Origin of the sequence: Planctomyces sp. SH-PL14 (assembly GCF_001610835.1) — a bacterium.
Taxonomy (GTDB): Bacteria; Planctomycetota; Planctomycetia; order Planctomycetales; family Planctomycetaceae; genus Planctomyces_A.
In genome coordinates, this window is the sequence record NZ_CP011270.1 from 3,519,228 (window position 1) to 3,536,608 (window position 17,381).

General features: G+C 67.2%; 12 protein-coding genes. 8 read left to right on the top strand and 4 right to left on the bottom strand.

Annotated features, from left to right (window positions below):
- Nucleotides 1-15 precede the first annotated feature (15 nt).
- The 5 genes from VT03_RS13730 (at nucleotide 16) to VT03_RS13750 (ending at nucleotide 9,083) form a co-directional block, all read left to right on the top strand.
- Nucleotides 16-993 (top strand): alpha/beta hydrolase family protein, encoded by a 978-nt coding sequence (locus VT03_RS13730; protein WP_075093499.1) that lies wholly within the window; start codon nucleotides 16-18, stop codon nucleotides 991-993.
- A 65-nt stretch (nucleotides 994-1,058) separates the two neighbouring features.
- A complete protein-coding gene (locus VT03_RS13735) occupies nucleotides 1,059-3,002 on the top strand; it encodes a hypothetical protein (protein ID WP_075097109.1) in 1,944 nt (647 codons plus the stop codon).
- Between the two features lie 462 nt (nucleotides 3,003-3,464).
- Complete coding sequence (locus VT03_RS13740) at nucleotides 3,465-6,347, top strand: DUF1549 domain-containing protein (protein ID WP_075093500.1); 2,883 nt, start codon at nucleotides 3,465-3,467, stop codon at nucleotides 6,345-6,347.
- Nucleotides 6,348-6,708: 361 nt separating this feature from the next.
- The gene (locus VT03_RS13745; protein WP_075093501.1) at nucleotides 6,709-7,998 is read left to right on the top strand and encodes a DUF1501 domain-containing protein; all 1,290 of its coding nucleotides are present in this window, start codon (nucleotides 6,709-6,711) and stop codon (nucleotides 7,996-7,998) included.
- A gap of 65 nt (nucleotides 7,999-8,063) precedes the next feature.
- The gene (locus VT03_RS13750; protein ID WP_075093502.1) at nucleotides 8,064-9,083 is read left to right on the top strand and encodes a WD40 repeat domain-containing protein; all 1,020 of its coding nucleotides are present in this window, start codon (nucleotides 8,064-8,066) and stop codon (nucleotides 9,081-9,083) included.
- A gap of 229 nt (nucleotides 9,084-9,312) precedes the next feature.
- Here VT03_RS13750 and VT03_RS13755 read toward each other — a convergent pair whose 3' ends face one another.
- A complete protein-coding gene (locus VT03_RS13755) occupies nucleotides 9,313-13,104 on the bottom strand; it encodes a hypothetical protein (protein ID WP_075093503.1) in 3,792 nt (1,263 codons plus the stop codon).
- A gap of 256 nt (nucleotides 13,105-13,360) precedes the next feature.
- Here VT03_RS13755 and VT03_RS13760 point away from each other — a divergent pair, with 256 nt between their 5' ends.
- The 3 genes from VT03_RS13760 (at nucleotide 13,361) to VT03_RS13770 (ending at nucleotide 15,853) form a co-directional block, all read left to right on the top strand.
- Nucleotides 13,361-14,005: a DUF1080 domain-containing protein gene (locus tag VT03_RS13760; protein WP_082846191.1), complete on the top strand. Its 645-nt coding sequence runs from the start codon at nucleotides 13,361-13,363 to the stop codon at nucleotides 14,003-14,005.
- A 111-nt stretch (nucleotides 14,006-14,116) separates the two neighbouring features.
- The gene (locus tag VT03_RS13765) at nucleotides 14,117-15,454 is read left to right on the top strand and encodes a Tad domain-containing protein (protein ID WP_075093504.1); all 1,338 of its coding nucleotides are present in this window, start codon (nucleotides 14,117-14,119) and stop codon (nucleotides 15,452-15,454) included.
- A gap of 162 nt (nucleotides 15,455-15,616) precedes the next feature.
- Nucleotides 15,617-15,853: a hypothetical protein gene (locus VT03_RS13770; RefSeq protein ID WP_075093505.1), complete on the top strand. Its 237-nt coding sequence runs from the start codon at nucleotides 15,617-15,619 to the stop codon at nucleotides 15,851-15,853.
- A gap of 20 nt (nucleotides 15,854-15,873) precedes the next feature.
- On the opposite strand, the gene VT03_RS13775 is transcribed toward VT03_RS13770, so the two are convergent.
- From VT03_RS13775 to VT03_RS13785, 3 genes are all read right to left on the bottom strand, one after another.
- Nucleotides 15,874-16,398 (bottom strand): hypothetical protein, encoded by a 525-nt coding sequence (locus tag VT03_RS13775; protein WP_075093506.1) that lies wholly within the window; start codon nucleotides 16,396-16,398, stop codon nucleotides 15,874-15,876.
- A 40-nt stretch (nucleotides 16,399-16,438) separates the two neighbouring features.
- On the bottom strand, nucleotides 16,439-16,813 hold the full coding sequence (locus VT03_RS13780) for a VOC family protein (RefSeq protein ID WP_075093507.1): 375 nt from the start codon (nucleotides 16,811-16,813) through the stop codon (nucleotides 16,439-16,441).
- Nucleotides 16,814-16,887: 74 nt separating this feature from the next.
- Nucleotides 16,888-17,379, bottom strand: coding sequence for a hypothetical protein (locus tag VT03_RS13785; protein ID WP_075093508.1), 492 nt, complete (start codon nucleotides 17,377-17,379; stop codon nucleotides 16,888-16,890).
- Nucleotides 17,380-17,381: the final 2 nt, after the last annotated feature.

Here is a 17,381-nt window from a genome sequence, read left to right on the forward strand (position 1 = left end):
GGGACAGGAGAGCTTATGAGCCGCGCGTGCTGCATCGGAATGGTCTGGCTGCTGGGGGTCCTGGGAGCCATCGCCCTCCCGGACACGGCTCAAGCGGTCGTCATCCCTCTCACGGAAGCGAAGGTCGTCAGCACCGTCGACCAGACGCCCCAGCCGATCCGCTACTACGCCCCCGGACAGACCACAACGACCGTCCCGCTCCTCGTCTCCCTCCACAGCTGGAGCGGCGACTACCACCAGGACCACTCGAAGTACGTCGAGGAGGCCGGTACCCGCGGCTGGGCGTTCGTCGAACCGAACTTCCGCGGGAAGAACGATCACCCCGAAGCGTGCGGCTCCCCGATCGCCCGGCAGGACATCCTCGACGCCATCGACTGGATGATCCAGAACCACCGCGTGAACCCCAAGCAGGTCTATGTCGTCGGCGAGTCGGGCGGGGGAATGATGACCCTCCTGATGGCGGGCTATCACCCGGAACGGTTCGCCGCCGCGAGCGCCTGGGTCCCGATCTCCGACCTCGCCGAGTGGGAGCGGTTCCACTTCAAGAACGGCCAGCCGGACAACTACGCCAAGCAAACCGTCCAGTGCTGCGGCGGCCGCCCGGGGGCGAGCGAGGCGGTCGATGCCGAGTACAAACAGCGGTCGGCCCTCACGGTCCTGCACCGCGTCGGCGCGCTGCCGCTGGACATCAATGCCGGCGTGACCGACGGCAAGACCGGGTCGGTCCCGTTCCAGCATTCGCTGCGGGCCTTCAACGTCGTGGCTAAGGCCCATGGCACGAACGAGATCCCCGAAGGCGAAATGGACGAACTCTGGAAGGACGGCTGCCTGGCAAAGCCGGGACCGCAGGACGAAGCGGAGGACGCCACGTACGGCCGCAAGATCTTCCTCCGCCGGAGCTCAAACGCCGCCCGCGTCACGATCTTCGACGGCGGACACGAAGGACTCCCGAAGGCAGCCTGCGCCTGGCTGGCGAAACAGCCCGCCCGCTGAGTGAAGACTCCGTAGAGCCGAGTCCCCCGCGCTCCTTGCTGGACCTCCGTCCCACGGCTGACACCATGCCGACCTTCCGCGCCTTGACCCGCCGCCTGTTCCTCCAGGCGGCCGCTCTGTGGGCCGCCTTCCGCGGCACAAATCGCGGCGCGGCGGCCGTGGAGACCAGGACTAACCCGGCCCGGCCGTTCTCGGACGAGTTCCCGAACCTCGACTCGCTGGCGGTCGGGGACTGGTGGAAGAAGCCCGCCCCCCGCGGCCCGAATCCGCCCCCCGCGATGGACGTCCCGCGGAACGAAGTCGTCGCGTTCGCTCTCTACACGCACGACCGCGACGTCCTCAAGCTGACCGTCCAGCTCTTTCCCCTGAAGCCTGACGAGTCCCGTGAGGTCCGGCTGGAGCTGGAACAGGACAGTCAGTGGCGCGAGGCGGCCCGGGCGGAGGTCCTGTTCCCCGGATGGAGCGCCCACTTCCGCCTGGCGAAGTGGGACAACACGCAGGAGGTCCGCTACCGCGTCCGCCACGGCGAGACGGCCCTGTTCGAAGGGACGATCCGCCGCGACCCGGTCGACAAGGACGAGATCGTCGTCGCCAACATGTCGTGCAACTCGAGCCGCACCGGAGGGGGCCGGGCCGAGATCGTCGACCACCTCCGCGCCCAGGACCCGGATCTCCTGTTCTTCGCCGGGGACCAGACCTATCGCCACACCGAGCACACCGCGGGGTGGATCGAGTTTGGCCTTCAGTTCCGGGACGTCCTGCGGGACCGGCCGACGGTCACGATCCCGGACGATCACGATGTGGGCCATCCGAACCTGTGGGGGGAGAACGGCAAGCGGTCGGTCGAGAAGGCGAACGCCGACGGCGGCTACTTCTATCCGGTGGAGTACGTAAACCTCGTCCAGCGGCAGCAGACGTGGCACCTTCCCGATCCGGTCGACCCCGCACCGGTCGAGCGGGGGATCACGGTCTATTTCACGCGGCTGCGGGTCGCCGGGATCGATTTCGCGATCCTGGAGGACCGGAAGTTCAAGACCGGACCGCAGGGAAAGATCCCGCAGCAGGGACCGCGGCCGGACCACATCAACGACCCGACTTACGATCCGAAGTCGATCGACCTGCCGGGACTCGAGCTGCTGGGCGATCGCCAGCTGAAGTTTCTCCGGAACTGGGGCGAAGACTGGTCCGGGGTGGAGATGAAATGCGTCCTCTCGCAGACGGCGTTCTGTGGCGCGGTCCACATGCACGGGAAGCGGACCGATCGGCTCCTGGCGGACCTCGACTGCAACGGCTGGCCGCAGACGGGGCGGGACAAGGCGCTCGAAGAATTGCGGCGAGCCCAGGCGGTCCATCTGTGCGGCGACCAGCATCTGGCGGTTGTGGTGAAGCACGGGATCGGCGAGTTCGGCGACGGGCCGTACGGGTTCACGAGTCCGGCACTCGTCAACACGATCTACGGACGGTGGTGGCATCCGGAGAACGAGCAGGCGGGGCCGAATCCGGTCGCCGGTTCGCCGCTGCCGTGGACCGGGGATTTCCGGGACGGATTGGGGAACCGGATCTCGATGCTGGCCTATGCGAACCCGGAGGAGATCGCCGACGAGAAGCGCCGTGCGGACGGGTATGGTCTCGTGCGGTTCCGGAAGTCGACGCGGGAGATCGTGTTCGAGTGCTGGCCGCGGTTTGCGGGGGCGGAGGGAGGGCCCGCGCAGTTCCCCGGGTGGCCGATCACGGTGAAGGCGAGCGACAACGATGGCCGCCGTCCGACGCACTGGTTGCCGGAGCTCGTCTTCAACGGGTCAGTAAACCCGGTGGTGCAGGTGCGGGACGTGGCGACGGACGTTCCCCTCTATACGGTTCGGATCAGCGGATCGCGGTTTCAGCCGGGGGTGTTTGGGGCGGGGACGTATGTTGTCCGGGTGGGTGGCGAGGGGCCGGAGAAGGAAGTGCATCGGGGAGCGGCGGTGGCCGATCGGGAGCAGGCCGGGCGGCAGTCGGTTTCGTTCTGAAGAGCGGTCGTTCAAACAGCGCGCTGGCCGGCACGGCACTGCTACCTCAAACCCAACGTGCGACGGCAGCCGGGGTCAAGGGGGCAACCCCTTGCCGCCGGAGGCACTCCTGTGAGGAACCGTGGGACACAACGGACGTTCCCTTTGTGGAACCGGTGTTGAAGACTCCCCGCGGGTTGGTGAGGGGGGCATACGACACCTCGCCCGCGCTTGGACACTCACTCCTTCAGACATCTCTCGACGAGAGGGCCTCCGGCGGGCAAAGGGGCGTTGCCCCTCTGCACTCCCCACCAGGGGTCCCCCCTGGACCCTGGTATGTATCTGCTCATTTGAACACGCACCCCAAACACGCGAATTGACGCTCCTGAAATCGCAAACTATGTTCATCAGATGCGGCTTATGCGTTTGCCCCCTCCCCATTCCCACCTTGGGCGGCAAACACCTCCTTCGGAGAACCCCACCTTGGCGCCCATCCGCCACGTTTTCCGCCGTCGCCTGCCCGCCCTGACCATCGCCCTGGCTCTCCTCAGCCTCGCCGCGCCGGTCTTCGCCCAGGCCACCCTCCACGAACAGATCGACACGGCCCTCGCCGGAACCGCCACCGGCCCCGCGTCCCCGCTGGTCAGCGACCACGAGTACGTCCGCCGGATCTACCTCGACCTCACCGGCGTCCCCCCCACGCTCGACCAGACCAAGACCTTCGTCGCCGACCCCAACCCCGCCAAACGCACGGCGATCGTCGACCAGCTCCTCGCCGGCCCCGCCTTTCCCCGGCACATGGCCCAGGTTTTCGACGTCCTGCTCATGGAGCGGCGGGGCAACACCCACATCCCGCAGGACGACTGGCACGCCTACCTCTTCGAGTCTTTCAAGACCAACAAGCCGCTCCACCTCCTGGCCCGCGAAATCCTCTCGGCCGACGGAGCCACTCCCGCCCTCCGGGCCGCCGCACGGTTCTACCTCGACCGCAAAGGAGAACCGAACCTCCTGACACGCGACGTGAGCCGCATCTTCTTCGGCCGCGACCTCCAGTGCGCCCAGTGCCACGACCACCCGCTGATCGACGACTACCACCAGCTCGACTACCAGAGCCTCCTGGCCTGCCTCAACCCCGGCGTCCTCGTGACGATCAAAGAGGGTGACAAATCGGTCGCCTACTACGGCGAACAGGCGGGACAGGAGTTCCAGTACGAGTCCGTCTTCATCAAGGGGACCAAGCACCTCGCCCGCCCCCGGCTCGTCCTCGGGCCGGCGATCGCCGACCCCGTCTTCCCGGTCGGCGAGGAGTACACGGTCCGCCCCGCCGACAACGTCCGGCCGGTCCCCAAGTTCAGCCTCCGGCAGCAGCTCGCGAACCTCGCCACCGACGGAACCTACCGCCCCTTCAACGAGAACATGGCGAACCGCCTGTGGGCCCACATGATGGGACGGGGGCTCGTCCAGCCGGTCGACCTGCACCACTCGGACAACCCGCCGCTCCACCCGGAGCTGATGAAGCAGCTCGGCGAACGGCTGGCGGCGATGAACTTCGACACCCGGGCCTTCCTGCGGGAGCTCGCCCTGACCCAGGTCTACCAGCGCTCGCTCGACGTGACGGCGGACCTCCTGGCCGCCTCGACCGCGATGGCGCCGAAGGTCGCAGAGCTCGAAAGCACCGTCCAGGCCGCGAAAGCCGCGGAGTCCGCGGCGGACGCCGCCTATGAGAAAGCCCTCACGGAGCGGGACGCCGCCGAAGCGGCGCTCCTCCCGGTCGCGAACGAGCGGGAACAGGCGAAGGCCAAAGCCAAAGAGAGCCTCAAGAAGTTCGACGCCGCCCAGAAGGCGATGCAGGACGCCGAGGCCCAGGTCGCCGCCAAGCAGGGGGTGATCCAGTCGATCACCGATGCCGTGGTGAAGACCAAGGAGGTCGTCGCCAAGCTGCCGCAGGACCAGGAGCTGATCGCGGCCAATCAGAAGTTCATCGACCGGCTGACCCAGGTCACGGCGGAGCTCCCGCCGCTCCAGAAGTCGGTCGAAGAGAAGACCGCCGCCATGCAGGCCCCGGCGGCGGAACTGACCACCGAGCGGACCGCGGTTGCCGCCGTCGACACCCGCCTCGCCCCGTCGCTGCAGGACCTCTCGGCCAAGGAGGTCACCCTCTACGCCGCCCGGCAGCAGCAGATCGCCGCCGCCACTTCGGCCGCGGCGCTGGAGCGGCAGCTCGGGACGGTGAAGTCGCTCGCCGGAATGAAACCCAAGGCCGACCAGGCAGTCGTTCTCGCCCAGTCGATCCCGCAGAAGGAAGCCGAGGTCCTCACGGCTCAGAAGACGGCCGACGAGTACGCCCCGACCGTCACGCAGCGGCAGGCGGAGGTCCAGGGGGCGGACCTGGTCGTCACGACGACCGGACAGGCCCTCGCCGTCTTGCAGGCGGAGCAGCAGAAGCAGACCGAGATCGCCTCGGCCGTTGCGCTGGCGGCAACGCAGGCGGAGGCGGCCCGGGTCAAGCTCTCGCAGGACCCCGTCCTGACCGAGGCGGCCCAGAAGCTCAAGGCCCGCTCCGACGAGCTCCAGCAGGGGCTTGCCGCGATCCAGACGCAGGTGCAGACAGCCCAGACGGCGCTCGCCAAAGCCCAGGAACAGAAGACGGCGGCCGAAGCGACTCTCAAGGGGGCCAACGATGAGATGGCCAAGCGTCAGCAGGCAACCGCCACCGCCCAGGGGGCCGTTACCGCCGCCAAGGCGGAAGCGGACCAGGCGCAGGCTGGACTCGCCGCACTTCGCACCGAGCTCGTCGACCGCTGGTCGAGCGACCTCACCGCCGCGCCGCTGAAGCCGCTCTCGCCGGAGCAGCTCTGCTGGAGCATCCTGCAGGTGACCGGCGTTTACGACCGCTACTGGAAGACCGAGGAAGCGGAGCTGGCCAAGACCGCTCCCATGACCCCCGAAGCCCAGCAGGACCCGGCCCAGGTCCAGGCGCGGCAGATCGCGATCGAGCAGCGGACGTGGGACAAGCTCAAGGGGACGGTCGGCTCGTTCGTCGCCGTCTACGGCGCCGCGGCGGGTCAGCCGCAGGGAGACTTCTTCGCCACCGTCGACCAGGCCCTCTTCGCCGCCAACGCGGGCGTCGTCACGAGCTGGGTCTCGCCCGCGGGAGGCAACGTTACCGAGCGGATGATGAACCAGGCCGATCCGGCGCAGGCCGCCAGCGACCTGTACCTGACGCTGCTCACCCGCGACCCGACTCCCGAAGAGATCCAGGACGTCACGAACTACCTCGCCCCCCGCGCGGCCGACAAAGCGGTCGCGGTTCAGGAACTCGCGTGGGCGATCCTCACGTCCGCCGAGTTCCGGTTCGGGCATTGAGGGAAGTTGTTGTCAGTTGTCAGTCATCCGTTGTTAGTGGTCAGTGATCAGGAACCATTCGTCGGTGCCGATTCGTTGTCAGCAGCGATTTGCCCCAGTCCCGACAGGGACGAAAGAAAATAGCCCACCCTTTCAAGGGTGGGGATCAGAGCCCGAACTCAATCGAGTCCCGTCAGGGACGGCAGAACCTCCCGCGAAGTCCTTCAACGATTCAACACGAGACCGCCCGTCGGGTCTTTCGTCCCTGACGGGACTACCGAACGGAATCACGAAGCCCCGCCCCCGTTGAAACGGGGGGCGATTTTCGGTCGTCCCTGACGGGACTTCATACATCTCGCCCCATCCCTCCCCGAGACCTCCCATGAAAGCTCACTACGCCTGCCAGTCCGATGAGCACCGTGTGGCGCGCCGCCAGTTCCTGGGGGATCTCGTCGCCGGGACGTCGGCCGTCGTCGGGGGACTCGGTCTCCTGGCCCGTCCCGCCGCCGCGGAGCAGCTGGCGAAGGCCCAGAAGCGGATCCTCGTCGTCAACATGCACGGCGGGCTGAGCCAGCTCGAAAGCTGGGACCCCAAGCCGGGGGCCGACACCGGCGGGCCGTTCCGGGCCATCGCCACCTCGGTCCCAGGGATCCACATCAGCGAGCTGCTGCCGATGACCGCGCAGCAGATGCATCACATGTGTCTCATCCGCGGCGTCAACACCGCCGAGGACGACCACGGCAAGGGGGCCTACATGATGATGACGGGGCGACGTCAGTCCCCCGCCTCCGACTTCCCCCAGCTCGGCGCGGTCGCGGCCAAGGCCCTCTGCCCGGAAACGAGCTCGCTCCCCGGCCACATCGTGGTCACGCCGGGCGGCGGAGGAGGCCGCGGGAACGACTCCGCCTATCTCGGCCCCCGGTACTCAAGCATCGCGATGGGGAACGGCAACCCGCCGCAGAACACGACCCGCCCGGCCAACATTACCGACCAGATGGACGCGGCCCGCAACGACTTCCGCCGGAAGGTCAACGACCGGTTCCTGAACCGCCGCCGCAGCGCCGTGACCGACGCCTACACCTACTCGTACGAGCAGGCCCAGCAGCTCATGGCGCAGCGGGAGGTGTTCGACGTCACGAAGGAGCCGGCCGAGGATGTCGAGCGGTACGGCAAGCACGACTTCGGCCGGCACTGCCTGCTCGCCCGCCGGCTCCTGGAGAAGGGGATCACCTTCGTCCAGGTCTCGCACTCGAACTACGACTCGCACCACGAGAACTTCAACTTCCACATCGAGCAGCTCGGTGAATGGGACCGTTCCTTCGCCACGCTGATCGGGGACCTCGCCGCGCGGGGGATGCTCGACAGCACGCTCGTCGTCGTCCTCTCGGAGTTCGGCCGGACGCCGGGAATCAATCAGGCCTTCGGGCGGGACCACTGGTCAAAGGCGTGGTCGGTGGCTCTCGCCGGGACCGGGATCAAGCGGGGCTCGGTCTTCGGCAAGACGAACGCCAACGGCACGGAAGTCTCGGAGGGACAGGTCGATCACGGCCAGCTGTTCCACACCTACCTGCAGGCGTGCGGCGTCGACACGACCGGCTCCTTCGACATCAACGGCCGAGCGATGCCGATCGCCGATCCCGCCGTGCAGGTCATCAAGGACGTGCTGGCGTAAAGCGATCCACCGGTCTCCAAACGGCCTTTCCCCACCTGGCCCCTGGCACCTAACCCCTCCCTCTCATGCTCGACGTCAAACAAGCCCACGTCGCCACGCAGTTTGGACACGACCGGCCGATGATCGCGTGCCGGTTCGATCCGCTGGGGCGGTATGTCTTCGCCGGGGCGCAGGATCACAACCTGATCCGGTTCACGCTCGGCGAGGCGGACGGCAAGAAGCAGCTCTTCGCCGGGGCTCACGAGTCGTGGGTCATGGCGATCGCCTTCTCCAAGGACGGCGGGCAGGTCATCTCCGGCGGCGGGGATGGCCGGATCGTGTGGTGGGAGACGGCGGCCACCGGGACGGAGGCCGCCGCGCCGAAGCCGCTCCGCACGGTCGAGGCCCACAAGGGGTGGATCCGGGCGCTGGCGGTGAGTCCGGACGGGCAGTTCCTGGCGACGGGGGGGAACGACCTCGTCGTCCGGAGCTGGAAGATGGCGGACGGGACGCTGGTCCGTGAGCTGCCGGGGCATGAGAAGCACGTCTACTCGCTGGAGTTCCACCCGGGAGGGCAGTTCCTGCTGTCGGCGGACCTGGCCTGTTATGTGAAGCAGTGGGATCTGGCGACGGGGCAGGCGGCGCGGACCTTTGATGGCAAGACGCTGCGGTATTACGACGCCGGGTTCCTGGCGGATTACGGGGGGATTCGGGGGATGGCGGTCAGCGGGAACAGTGAGTTCCTGGTGGCGTGCGGACTGCATAAATGCACGAATGCGTTTGCCGGGGTGAATGAGCCGCACGCCATGCTGTTCCGCTGGGACAATCAGGAGGTGGTGCGGTCGTTCATTGCCGATGGGATTCCGAACGGTCTGCTGTGGCGGATCCGGTTCCTGTCAGACGGGACGGCGATGGCGGTGTCTGGCGGAGCGTCGGGGGGGCATCTGCTGTTCTGGAAGGCGGATGCGGACAAGGATTTTCATCGGTTGGGTCTGCCGGGTCTGGCGCGGGATCTGGACCTGCATCCGGATGGACTGCAGGTGGCGACGGCCCATTTCGACCATCAGATCCGCATCGTGAAGCTGATAGCCAAGGCGCCGGCATAAGCCGTTCTTGCCGGCACAGCGTCGCCGGCTCAAACCCAATGTGCGACGGCCGCCGGGGTCAAGGGGGTCTCACCCCCTTGCCGCCGGAGGCGCTTCTATGCGGAACCGTGGTACACAACGGGCGTCCGCCTTGTGGGACGGTGCTCCACGGGCCAGGCCTCCGGCGGGCAAAGGGGCGTTGCCCCTCTGCACTCCCCACCAGGGTGCCCCTGGACCCGGTGAAAAGCAGTCAGGCTTGGCCTTTGCGACGGCTCGCCTTCTTGACAGCCTTCTTTGGCACGGCCTCCACCGGCGGCGGCGCCTCCACACTCACCACCGCACTCCGCGGCGTAATCCGATGAAACAACCGGTCCGCAATCTGCCGGACCGCCGCCGAATACTGCTCAATATCCCGCCCCAGATCCTTCGTATCATTAAACAGCTTCATCCGCCGCACGAGGAACTCATACTCGTCCGACTCCGCCGACGGCACCGTCAGGTCCCGCGCATCCCCCCGCACAATCCGCAGCGCATCAATCAGCCGCCGAAGAAACCGATACGCATCGCGAAGCTCGATCCGCTCCGCCGTCGTCAAGATCCCCGCCTGCTCCAGCTCCTTCATCACCTCGCGGGTATTGGTCACCCGCAGGTTCGGAAACTCCGCGCCGTAAGTGATCTGCAGCCCCTGAACGAGATACTCGATATCCACCAGCCCCCCGGGACTGAGCTTGGCATTGAACGTCCCGGGAGTGACGTGCTGAGTAATCTGCTTCTGCCGCATGGCCCGCATCGCCGCCACATCGAACGGCGCACCGGTGTAGATCAGCCGGTCGCGGACCGCCACAACCTGCTCCGCAAACTCCGGCGACCCGCCGATCGGCCGCAGCCGGACCAGCGCCTGCCGCTCGAACGGCCACGCCGGCCCCGCCGGCCCAAAGTACCGCTCGAACGTCTCCACCGACACCGCCAGGCTCCCCGCGCGGCCATACGGACGCAGCCGCAGATCGATCTCGAAGATCCCCTGCCGACGCGCATCGATCGCCTTCCGGAACATGTCGATCAGCCGGTCAAAGAACTCCGTGTTGCCGGTCGGACTCGCTCCGTCGGTCTGCCCGTCGTGCTCATACAGGAACAGCAGCTCGATGTCGGAAGCGAACCCCAGCTCCCGCCCGCCACACTTCCCGAGCGCACAGACACAGAACCGGCACTCCTCCCCCCCCGCAGTCCGCGGCAGACCATGCGCGGCAGTCAGCTCCTCGAGCGAGATCCGGACCGCCGCGTTCACGACCGTTTCGGCGATGTCGGTCAGCTCGCGGGAGAACAGCGCAAAGTGCGGCTGGGCGTTCGTGATGTGCCGCAGGTCGACCCGCAGCATCTCGCGGTCCTTGAACAGATTCAGCGCCGCCCGCCGGGCCTCGAAGGTCTCCGCCGCCGCCAGCTGCGCGTCGAGCTCGCGAGTGAGGTCATCGAGCGTCTTCCGCTGCTTGAGAGCGGTCACGTCGGTGACGACCGGGAACAGGTTCCGGTGCTGGAGCTTGAGAAAGTCGGCCCAAAGGAACTCGCTCATCCCCATCAGCCGCGAGAGCGTCTCCAGCACCTCCGGCTGGTGGAGTGAAGCGAGCGAATCGAGCCAGTCGGGCTGTTCGAAGAGCTGCGCCAGGAACTCCCGGAAGTGCAGGAGGGCGGTCTCGGGATTGGGGCACTGCGGCAGCAGGTGCGTGAAGTGCTTGATGAGCACCACCGCCGCCCGCAGCTCGTTGATCCGCTTGAAGTCGAGGATCTTCTGCCCGTGGCGGTCCGTCACGTAGAGCGTGTCGTGGATCTGGTTCCGCTGCGACTGGATGATGACCTTCTGGATCGAGATCTCGGTCAGCGCCAGCGCGTTCGTCAGCTCGTAGAGGAAGCCCGGCGTATCCTCTGCCCGGATGTGGAGGACGGTCGCGTCGGGGGCGGCGTTGTTGTCGATCGTGATGCTGACCGGCAGCAGCGTCCGGCCGTCGACCCCCGCCGGATCGATCGACTGCGCCACGCGGCGGGCCAGCCGCGCCGGGATGTCCTGGGCATGCTCCCCCCGCATCCGCTGCAGAAGATCCTGCAGCTCCTGCTCATAGCGTGTCCAGATCTCCGGCGGCGGGTTCGGGTTCGAGGGCCGGACCAGGAAGACGTTGATGAACTTCCGCCGCCGCCGGACGGTCGGAGGCATGCCGGGGCTGCTCATGAGCCGCTCGGGAATCTCGGCCCCGGTCAGGACGAAGCCCGACTGGATGTCGATCCCGTGGACCACCATCAGCCCGCACATGACCGACAGCTCCCCGAGCTGGTCGTACCCCACGAGCGTCAGCTCCCACAGCCCCTCGGTTCGGGGGGTGGCGCGGACCCGGACGATCCGGTCGTCCCTCAGCTCCTGGAGCATCTCCAGGTGCCGCCGGGTCTGCTCCGGCGAATAGACGTCCTGATAGGAGGCGGCCGCGTCCCCCAGATGCAGGTTCACCGAAGCCGGCACGTTCCGGACCGGCGAGGCCGTCGCCTCCTTCCGGTCGAGGATGTACTTCTCGAAGATCCCGCGGATCGCCCGGCAGTGCCCTTCGAAGTGCTGCAGGAACCCCGCCGCGCCGGCGAAGTCGAGCCGGCCCGCCAGATAGGCCAGCTCGCGGGGATTGTCCGGGAGTGCGTGCTCCGCCTGGTTGTGCAGGAGCTGCAGGGCATGCTCGACCGTCCGCAGGAAGACGTACCCGCCGGAGAGCTGCCGGTATTCGTCGGCCTGGATGAAGTCGAACTCCGCCAGCCGGATCAGCCCGTCGAGCGTCCCCTTGCTGCGGAGGCGGCGTTCCCGGCCGCCGTAGGCGAGCTGCAGGTACTGGGTCAGGAACTCGACGTCGCGGATGCTCCCCTTCCCCCCTTTGACCTGCCCCCACAGCCGGCCGCTCCGTTCCAGCGCGGTCTCGATCCCCGCCTTCATGTCCCGGACGCTCTCGCGGACCTCGTCGGGCTCCACGTCGAAGATGATGTCGTCGATCTTGTTGAGGGCCTTGTAGCCCAGCATCAGGTTCCCGGCGATGGGCCGCGCCTTGAGCAGCGCCTGCTTCTCCCAGAGCTGCCCGTTCTTCTTGAGGTAGTCGAGGTACGACGCGACCGTGCAGACGAGCGGGCCGGACTTCCCCCACGGCCGCAGCCGCATGTCGACGCGGTACATGAACCCGAGGGCCGTCGCCTCGGTCATGGCCCGGATCAGCTTCTGCCCGATCCCCCAGTACCGCTCCGCCTCCTTCTCGCACAGGAAGACGAAGTCGAGGTCCGAGCTGTAGTTCAGCTCCTCGCCCCCGAGCTTGCCGAACGCCAGGACGACGAAGTCCTCCGCCGCGATCCCGGTCTCCTTGCGGATGAACCCCAGGCAGACCTGCGTCATCGCGTCCGCCAGCAGGGCAAGCTGCAGCGTGACCGCCTTGAGGTCCATCAGGCCGAAGGTGTCGCAGGCGGCCAGCCGCAGCGTCTCCCACTGCTGGAACCGCCGGACCGCCATCAGCCGCTCGTCGTAGGTCCCGCACGGCTCGGCCGCCTTCCTGGCCTCTTCGGCAAAGCGCTCGCGGCTCTTGATCTCCGGCAGCCGCTGGTGCTGCGTCAGCCGGTCGAGGTAGCCGGGGTTCCGCAGCAGGATCTCGGTCAGGAACTGGCTCCCGACGAACAGCTTCACCAGGATCTCGACCGACCGCGGCTGGTCCGCCAGCTTGCGGTAGAGCGCCAGCCGGTCCGGCTCCTGGAAGACGAACCGCTCGAAGTTGATGAGCGAACTGTCGGCCGAGGCGGCGTCGGTGAAGGCGTAGAGCAGCGGCAGGAGCAGGCGGACGAACTCCCCCCGCTCGTTCTCCCCGGCGGCGAGTTTGCGGAGCCGCCGCAGCGCCTGCGGAGGCTGCTCGAACCCGACCGGCGCCAGGAAGGCGAGCGCCTCCTCGTCGGACATCCCGTCGCCGCCCCCCCCGCCCCCGTCGGCGACGAACCGCTGCAGGGCGTCTTCGGCGAACAGCGGACGATCGGACGAAGGCATTGGGAGAAGGACTGGGGACTAGGGTCGAACAACTCGGGGCGGGAAACGGATGGCGGAGAACTGACGACTGACAACTGTGAACCAAGGACCCGGCCATCATTGAAAGTTGCCTCGCAATTGCAACTCCGGCGCGTCCCGGTCAAATTCTTGTGGAATCCACTGCGGCGGCGTGCTGGAGTGGATTCGGCGCGCGGCTTCGCCAGAAGGCCGCGGCCCGGTCTTTCGGTTGTCGATCTAGAGAGAAAGCAGGTGTCTCGTGTCGCGTAAGACGTTGGCCGCGCTCGCGCTGGTCGCATTCGGATTCACTGCCCCCGTGACGGTCCCGGCGGCGGACAAGGTCGAAGAGGGCTTCAAGGTGATCTTCGACGGCAAGAGCCTCGACGGCTGGAAGATCAACGAGAAGAAGGAGACCTGGACCCTCAAGGACGGCATGCTGATCGCCAAGGGGGACCGAAGCCACATCTTCTACGTCGGCGACGACAAGCCGTTCAAGAACTTCGAGCTCAAGGTCGACTGCAAGGCCGAGAACAACAGCAACGGCGGGATCTACTTCCACACGAAGTTCCAGGAAGAGGGCTGGCCGAAGTACGGCTTCGAGGCCCAGGTCAACAACTCCTACAACTCCGATCCGCGGAAGTCCGGAAGCCTCTACGCCGTCTCCGATGTCAAGGAGCAGCACATTCCGGACGGCGAGTGGTGGACCGAGACGATCACCGTCAAGGACAAGCACGTCACGATCAAGCTCAACGACAAGGTCGTGGTCGACTACGAAGAGCCGGCCGACAAGGTCGCGGGGAACGACTTCACCCGCAAGATCGACAGCGGCACCTTCGCCCTCCAGGGGCACGATCCCGGCAGCACCGTGTACTACAAGAACATCCGCGTGAAGCGGCTGGACTAGAGCTTTCAGCGGTCAGCCGTCCGCTTTCAGCGGGAGCCGGCGCGCCGTTCCGCGGCGTTGCCCCTTCTTGCTGATTGCTGCCGGCTGATAGCTGACCGCTCAGCGCACTCGATGCAAACCCGATCCCGCATTCATCGCTCGTCCTCCCTCCACGCTCGGCATCGGAGCCGCGGCGGCATCCTCTTCCTCGTCTCCCTCTTCGTGATGCTGGGGATGACGATGCTGCTGGTGGCGATCATCAACATCGCCCGGCAGATCGACGACAAGGTCCGCCGCCAGAACGCCGCCGACGCCGCGACCCGCTCCGGGGCCGGAATGCTGGCCCGCGGGATGAACCAGGTCGCCTTCGCCAACCACCTGGAGGGGGACGTCTTCGCCCTCGCCGCGCTGACCTACGGCCTGGAGGGGATCGACGATCCCTACGCCCGGCAGTACGCGCCGCTGCGGCCGCTCTTCGAACAGATCCTCGCCGAGCGGGCGGTCGGCGAGTACCGCTTCGACGTCCTCCAGCAGACCCCGCTCCTCGCGCAGCAGACCGCGGGCGAGATCTCGCGGCGGCACGGCCTTCCGAACGGCGCCGGAGGAGGGGGCCCGACCGGGTCCACCTCGACGCTCAACGCCCTGCTGTGGACGAACCAGCTCGTCGTCATCGGAAACGACCCGAGCCTGGAGACCGGCTACGCCACCCGGACGCTGCCGGTCATCGACCTGGAACGGGATCTCCCTCCCCAGGACGCTGGCGTGCCGCTCGATCCGACGATCGCCGCGCTCCAGCAGGACGCGGTCGACGAGCGGAACCGGATGGCCCGCGGGGCGCTTTCGGCCTGGCTGGCCGAGATCCGGTACTACTACTACCGGATGGACCCGCTCAATCCTCCGCCGATGCCGCCGCAGATCCGCGACCGTTCCCGGGAGCGGCTGCGGCAACTGCTCGAAGACGAGTACCCGACGAACAACATCCCCGCCATGTTCCGGCCGGACAACGGCAACCCGCTGACGAGCGGAAACGACCCGCGGTACTTCGAGTACGTCGGGATCGTCTATGGACAGCACCGGGCCGAGGAGGGGACGGCGCTCTTCCAGAGTCCTCTCCGCCGCACGTCGAATCCCCTCGCCTACGCCCAGGCCCGGGTCTTCGTCCCCAAGAGACGCGAGCAGTTCCGGAATCTCTCCTACACCGGAACCAACGGAACGCTCGTGGAGGAGATCGGGTGGGAGGTCTACTACACGAGCCTGGGGGGGAGCCGCAGCGGCCCCTATCCCAACACGGACGACTGGCCGCAGGACTGGAACACGTTCACGCAGAACTGGACGGTGCAGCTCGTCCCCGCCACCTCGCAGGCGGTCCCGGTCCTGCTGCAGACCCCTCCGCCGGGCGTCCAGGGATTCCAGATGCCGAACCTGACCGGCACCGACTGGCAGCAGTTCAACCTGCTCAATACGCACTGAGAGTTTTCAGTCTTCCGTTGTCAGTTTTCCGTCGCAACGCGTCCGGATTGACACTGACGACTGAAAACGGACAACTCACCGCGACGGCTATTCGTCGAAGTTCCGAGGGCCATCCTGCCGATCCAAACAGCAAGGTCGATCGTTCAGGGAGGAATGACCCCGATGCTGCGCAGGATGGGTAATCTGGGGGTCGCCGTCCTCACGGTCGCCACTCTGGCGGGCTGCCAGTGCTGCTTCGTCACGGAGCACTACAACGACCTCGTCGACCATGTGAACGACTGTCCCGTGCGGATGGACTGGGCCTACTTCTCCAAGCTCGACCTGACACGGATCAACCGCCTCGACGGCATCCAGTGCCGCTGCGGGCGTCCCGCCTGCACGGACTGCCCGGTCTACTGAACGGCCCTTCCGCTACGCCGTCAGATCCGGAGCGGCTGCTTGAGGGTGTAGCCCAGCCGGCGGTCCCAGCGGCGCTCTTTCTCTTCTTCCGGCGCCAGACGGAGCGCCATGTCGGCCCACTCCACGGCCGCCTCGAAGTGACCGCAGTTGGCCAGTGCCGCGGCCATCACCGCGTACGCGGTCCAGTCGCCGCGGTCGCTCAGCGCAAACCCCTTGGAGGCGTAGTACAGCCCGAGCCTCCGGGACCGATACCACCAGTCGTCGCAGCAGGAGTAGAAGGTGCTGACCGTGAGCACTACGGACGCGGCGTCCGGCTCGCGCCGCAGCTCGTCCAGGAACCAGCGGCGGGCCCTCCGGTAGTCCCCGATCCGCCAGCGGGCCATCCCCAGGTACATCCGCGTCGCGCAGTGATCGTCCCCCTGGGCGATCCAGGACTCGGTGGTCTCGATCACCCGCCGGTAGTCGCCGCACTCCAGCATCTGGTGCAGCGCGGCCCAGACCTCGTCGTCCCCGGAATCCTCTTCTGATCCCGTGCCTGTCGTCATAAGTCTCCCGTCTCGCTCAGGCCGGGACGGGGCGAGGGCCTCATCCGCCGGACGGAGCAACGCGGAAATGCGGATTGCGGATCACACCGAAGACGTTGCCGAACGGGTCGCGGACCGTGGCGACGATGATCCCCTCCCCCACGTCCATGGGGGCCGAGTGCTCCGTCGCCCCGAGCTGCTGGAGCCGCGCCACCGTCGCCGCGACGTCCTCAACCCCCCAGTAGGCCACGACATTCTCGACCGGCCCGGCCGCGGGGGCATTGGCCTGAAGCCCCAGCTCATAGCCTCCGACGTTGAAGCCGACATAGAACGGCTGATCGAAGTACGGGCCGAACCCGAGCGCCTGGGTGTACCACTCCGTCGCCCGCGTGAGGTCGCCCACCTGATAGATCGTCGTCCGCAGTCCCTGAAACATCGCTCTCCTCTCCTGTGGCTCGTTGTCCCGGAACGTCGGCCCCGCGCCCCGGCGGGCCCGCGGCCCTCGCGTATTCAAACCGCCGACTTGCGGATCGTCTGCAGCAGCGGATGACCGGCGGGGCAGTGCTGATCCACGCAGTCCCGCAGTCCGTCGGTGTCGTCCGTCGAAAGCGGGAGCCAGAGCGCCGGGGCTCCCGGGGCCAGCAGGCGGGCGTAGGGGAAGCCGAACAGGTGGATCGCCGACACGCCGGTGATCTCGTCCCACTTCATCCGCCGCCGCCGGCCCCAGCGGTCGAAGCCGACGACCCCCTCGGGGCCGACTTCGTAGCGGTACAGCCACCAGAACGGCAGCGCTATCGTCATGGCCAGGACGGTGACCATCAGCGGGAGCAGAACGAGCAGTTCGTAGAGCTGGGCCCCCAGGGAGATCGCCAGGACCTCCAGGATCACGAGCGCCGGGAACGCGATCGACTGCACGAAGTCCGGGTAGTTCATCCGGAACTCGACGCAGCGGAACGAGTAGCGGATGACGCCGTCGAGTTCTCGGATATGGGCGGTCGACATGT

What these genes read in the sequence shown, in the direction of transcription:
- VT03_RS13730 (WP_075093499.1), top strand. Translation starts at nt 16, where the DNA reads ATGAGCCGCGCGTGCTGCATCGGAATGGTCTGGCTGCTGGGGGTCCTG.
- VT03_RS13735 (WP_075097109.1), top strand. Translation starts at nt 1,059, where the DNA reads ATGCCGACCTTCCGCGCCTTGACCCGCCGCCTGTTCCTCCAGGCGGCC.
- VT03_RS13745 (WP_075093501.1), top strand. Translation starts at nt 6,709, where the DNA reads ATGAAAGCTCACTACGCCTGCCAGTCCGATGAGCACCGTGTGGCGCGC.
- VT03_RS13750 (WP_075093502.1), top strand. Translation starts at nt 8,064, where the DNA reads ATGCTCGACGTCAAACAAGCCCACGTCGCCACGCAGTTTGGACACGAC.
- VT03_RS13755 (WP_075093503.1), bottom strand. Translation starts at nt 13,104, where the DNA reads ATGCCTTCGTCCGATCGTCCGCTGTTCGCCGAAGACGCCCTGCAGCGG.
- VT03_RS13765 (WP_075093504.1), top strand. Translation starts at nt 14,117, where the DNA reads ATGCAAACCCGATCCCGCATTCATCGCTCGTCCTCCCTCCACGCTCGG.
- VT03_RS13770 (WP_075093505.1), top strand. Translation starts at nt 15,617, where the DNA reads ATGCTGCGCAGGATGGGTAATCTGGGGGTCGCCGTCCTCACGGTCGCC.
- VT03_RS13775 (WP_075093506.1), bottom strand. Translation starts at nt 16,398, where the DNA reads ATGACGACAGGCACGGGATCAGAAGAGGATTCCGGGGACGACGAGGTC.
- VT03_RS13780 (WP_075093507.1), bottom strand. Translation starts at nt 16,813, where the DNA reads ATGTTTCAGGGACTGCGGACGACGATCTATCAGGTGGGCGACCTCACG.
- VT03_RS13785 (WP_075093508.1), bottom strand. Translation starts at nt 17,379, where the DNA reads ATGTCGACCGCCCATATCCGAGAACTCGACGGCGTCATCCGCTACTCG.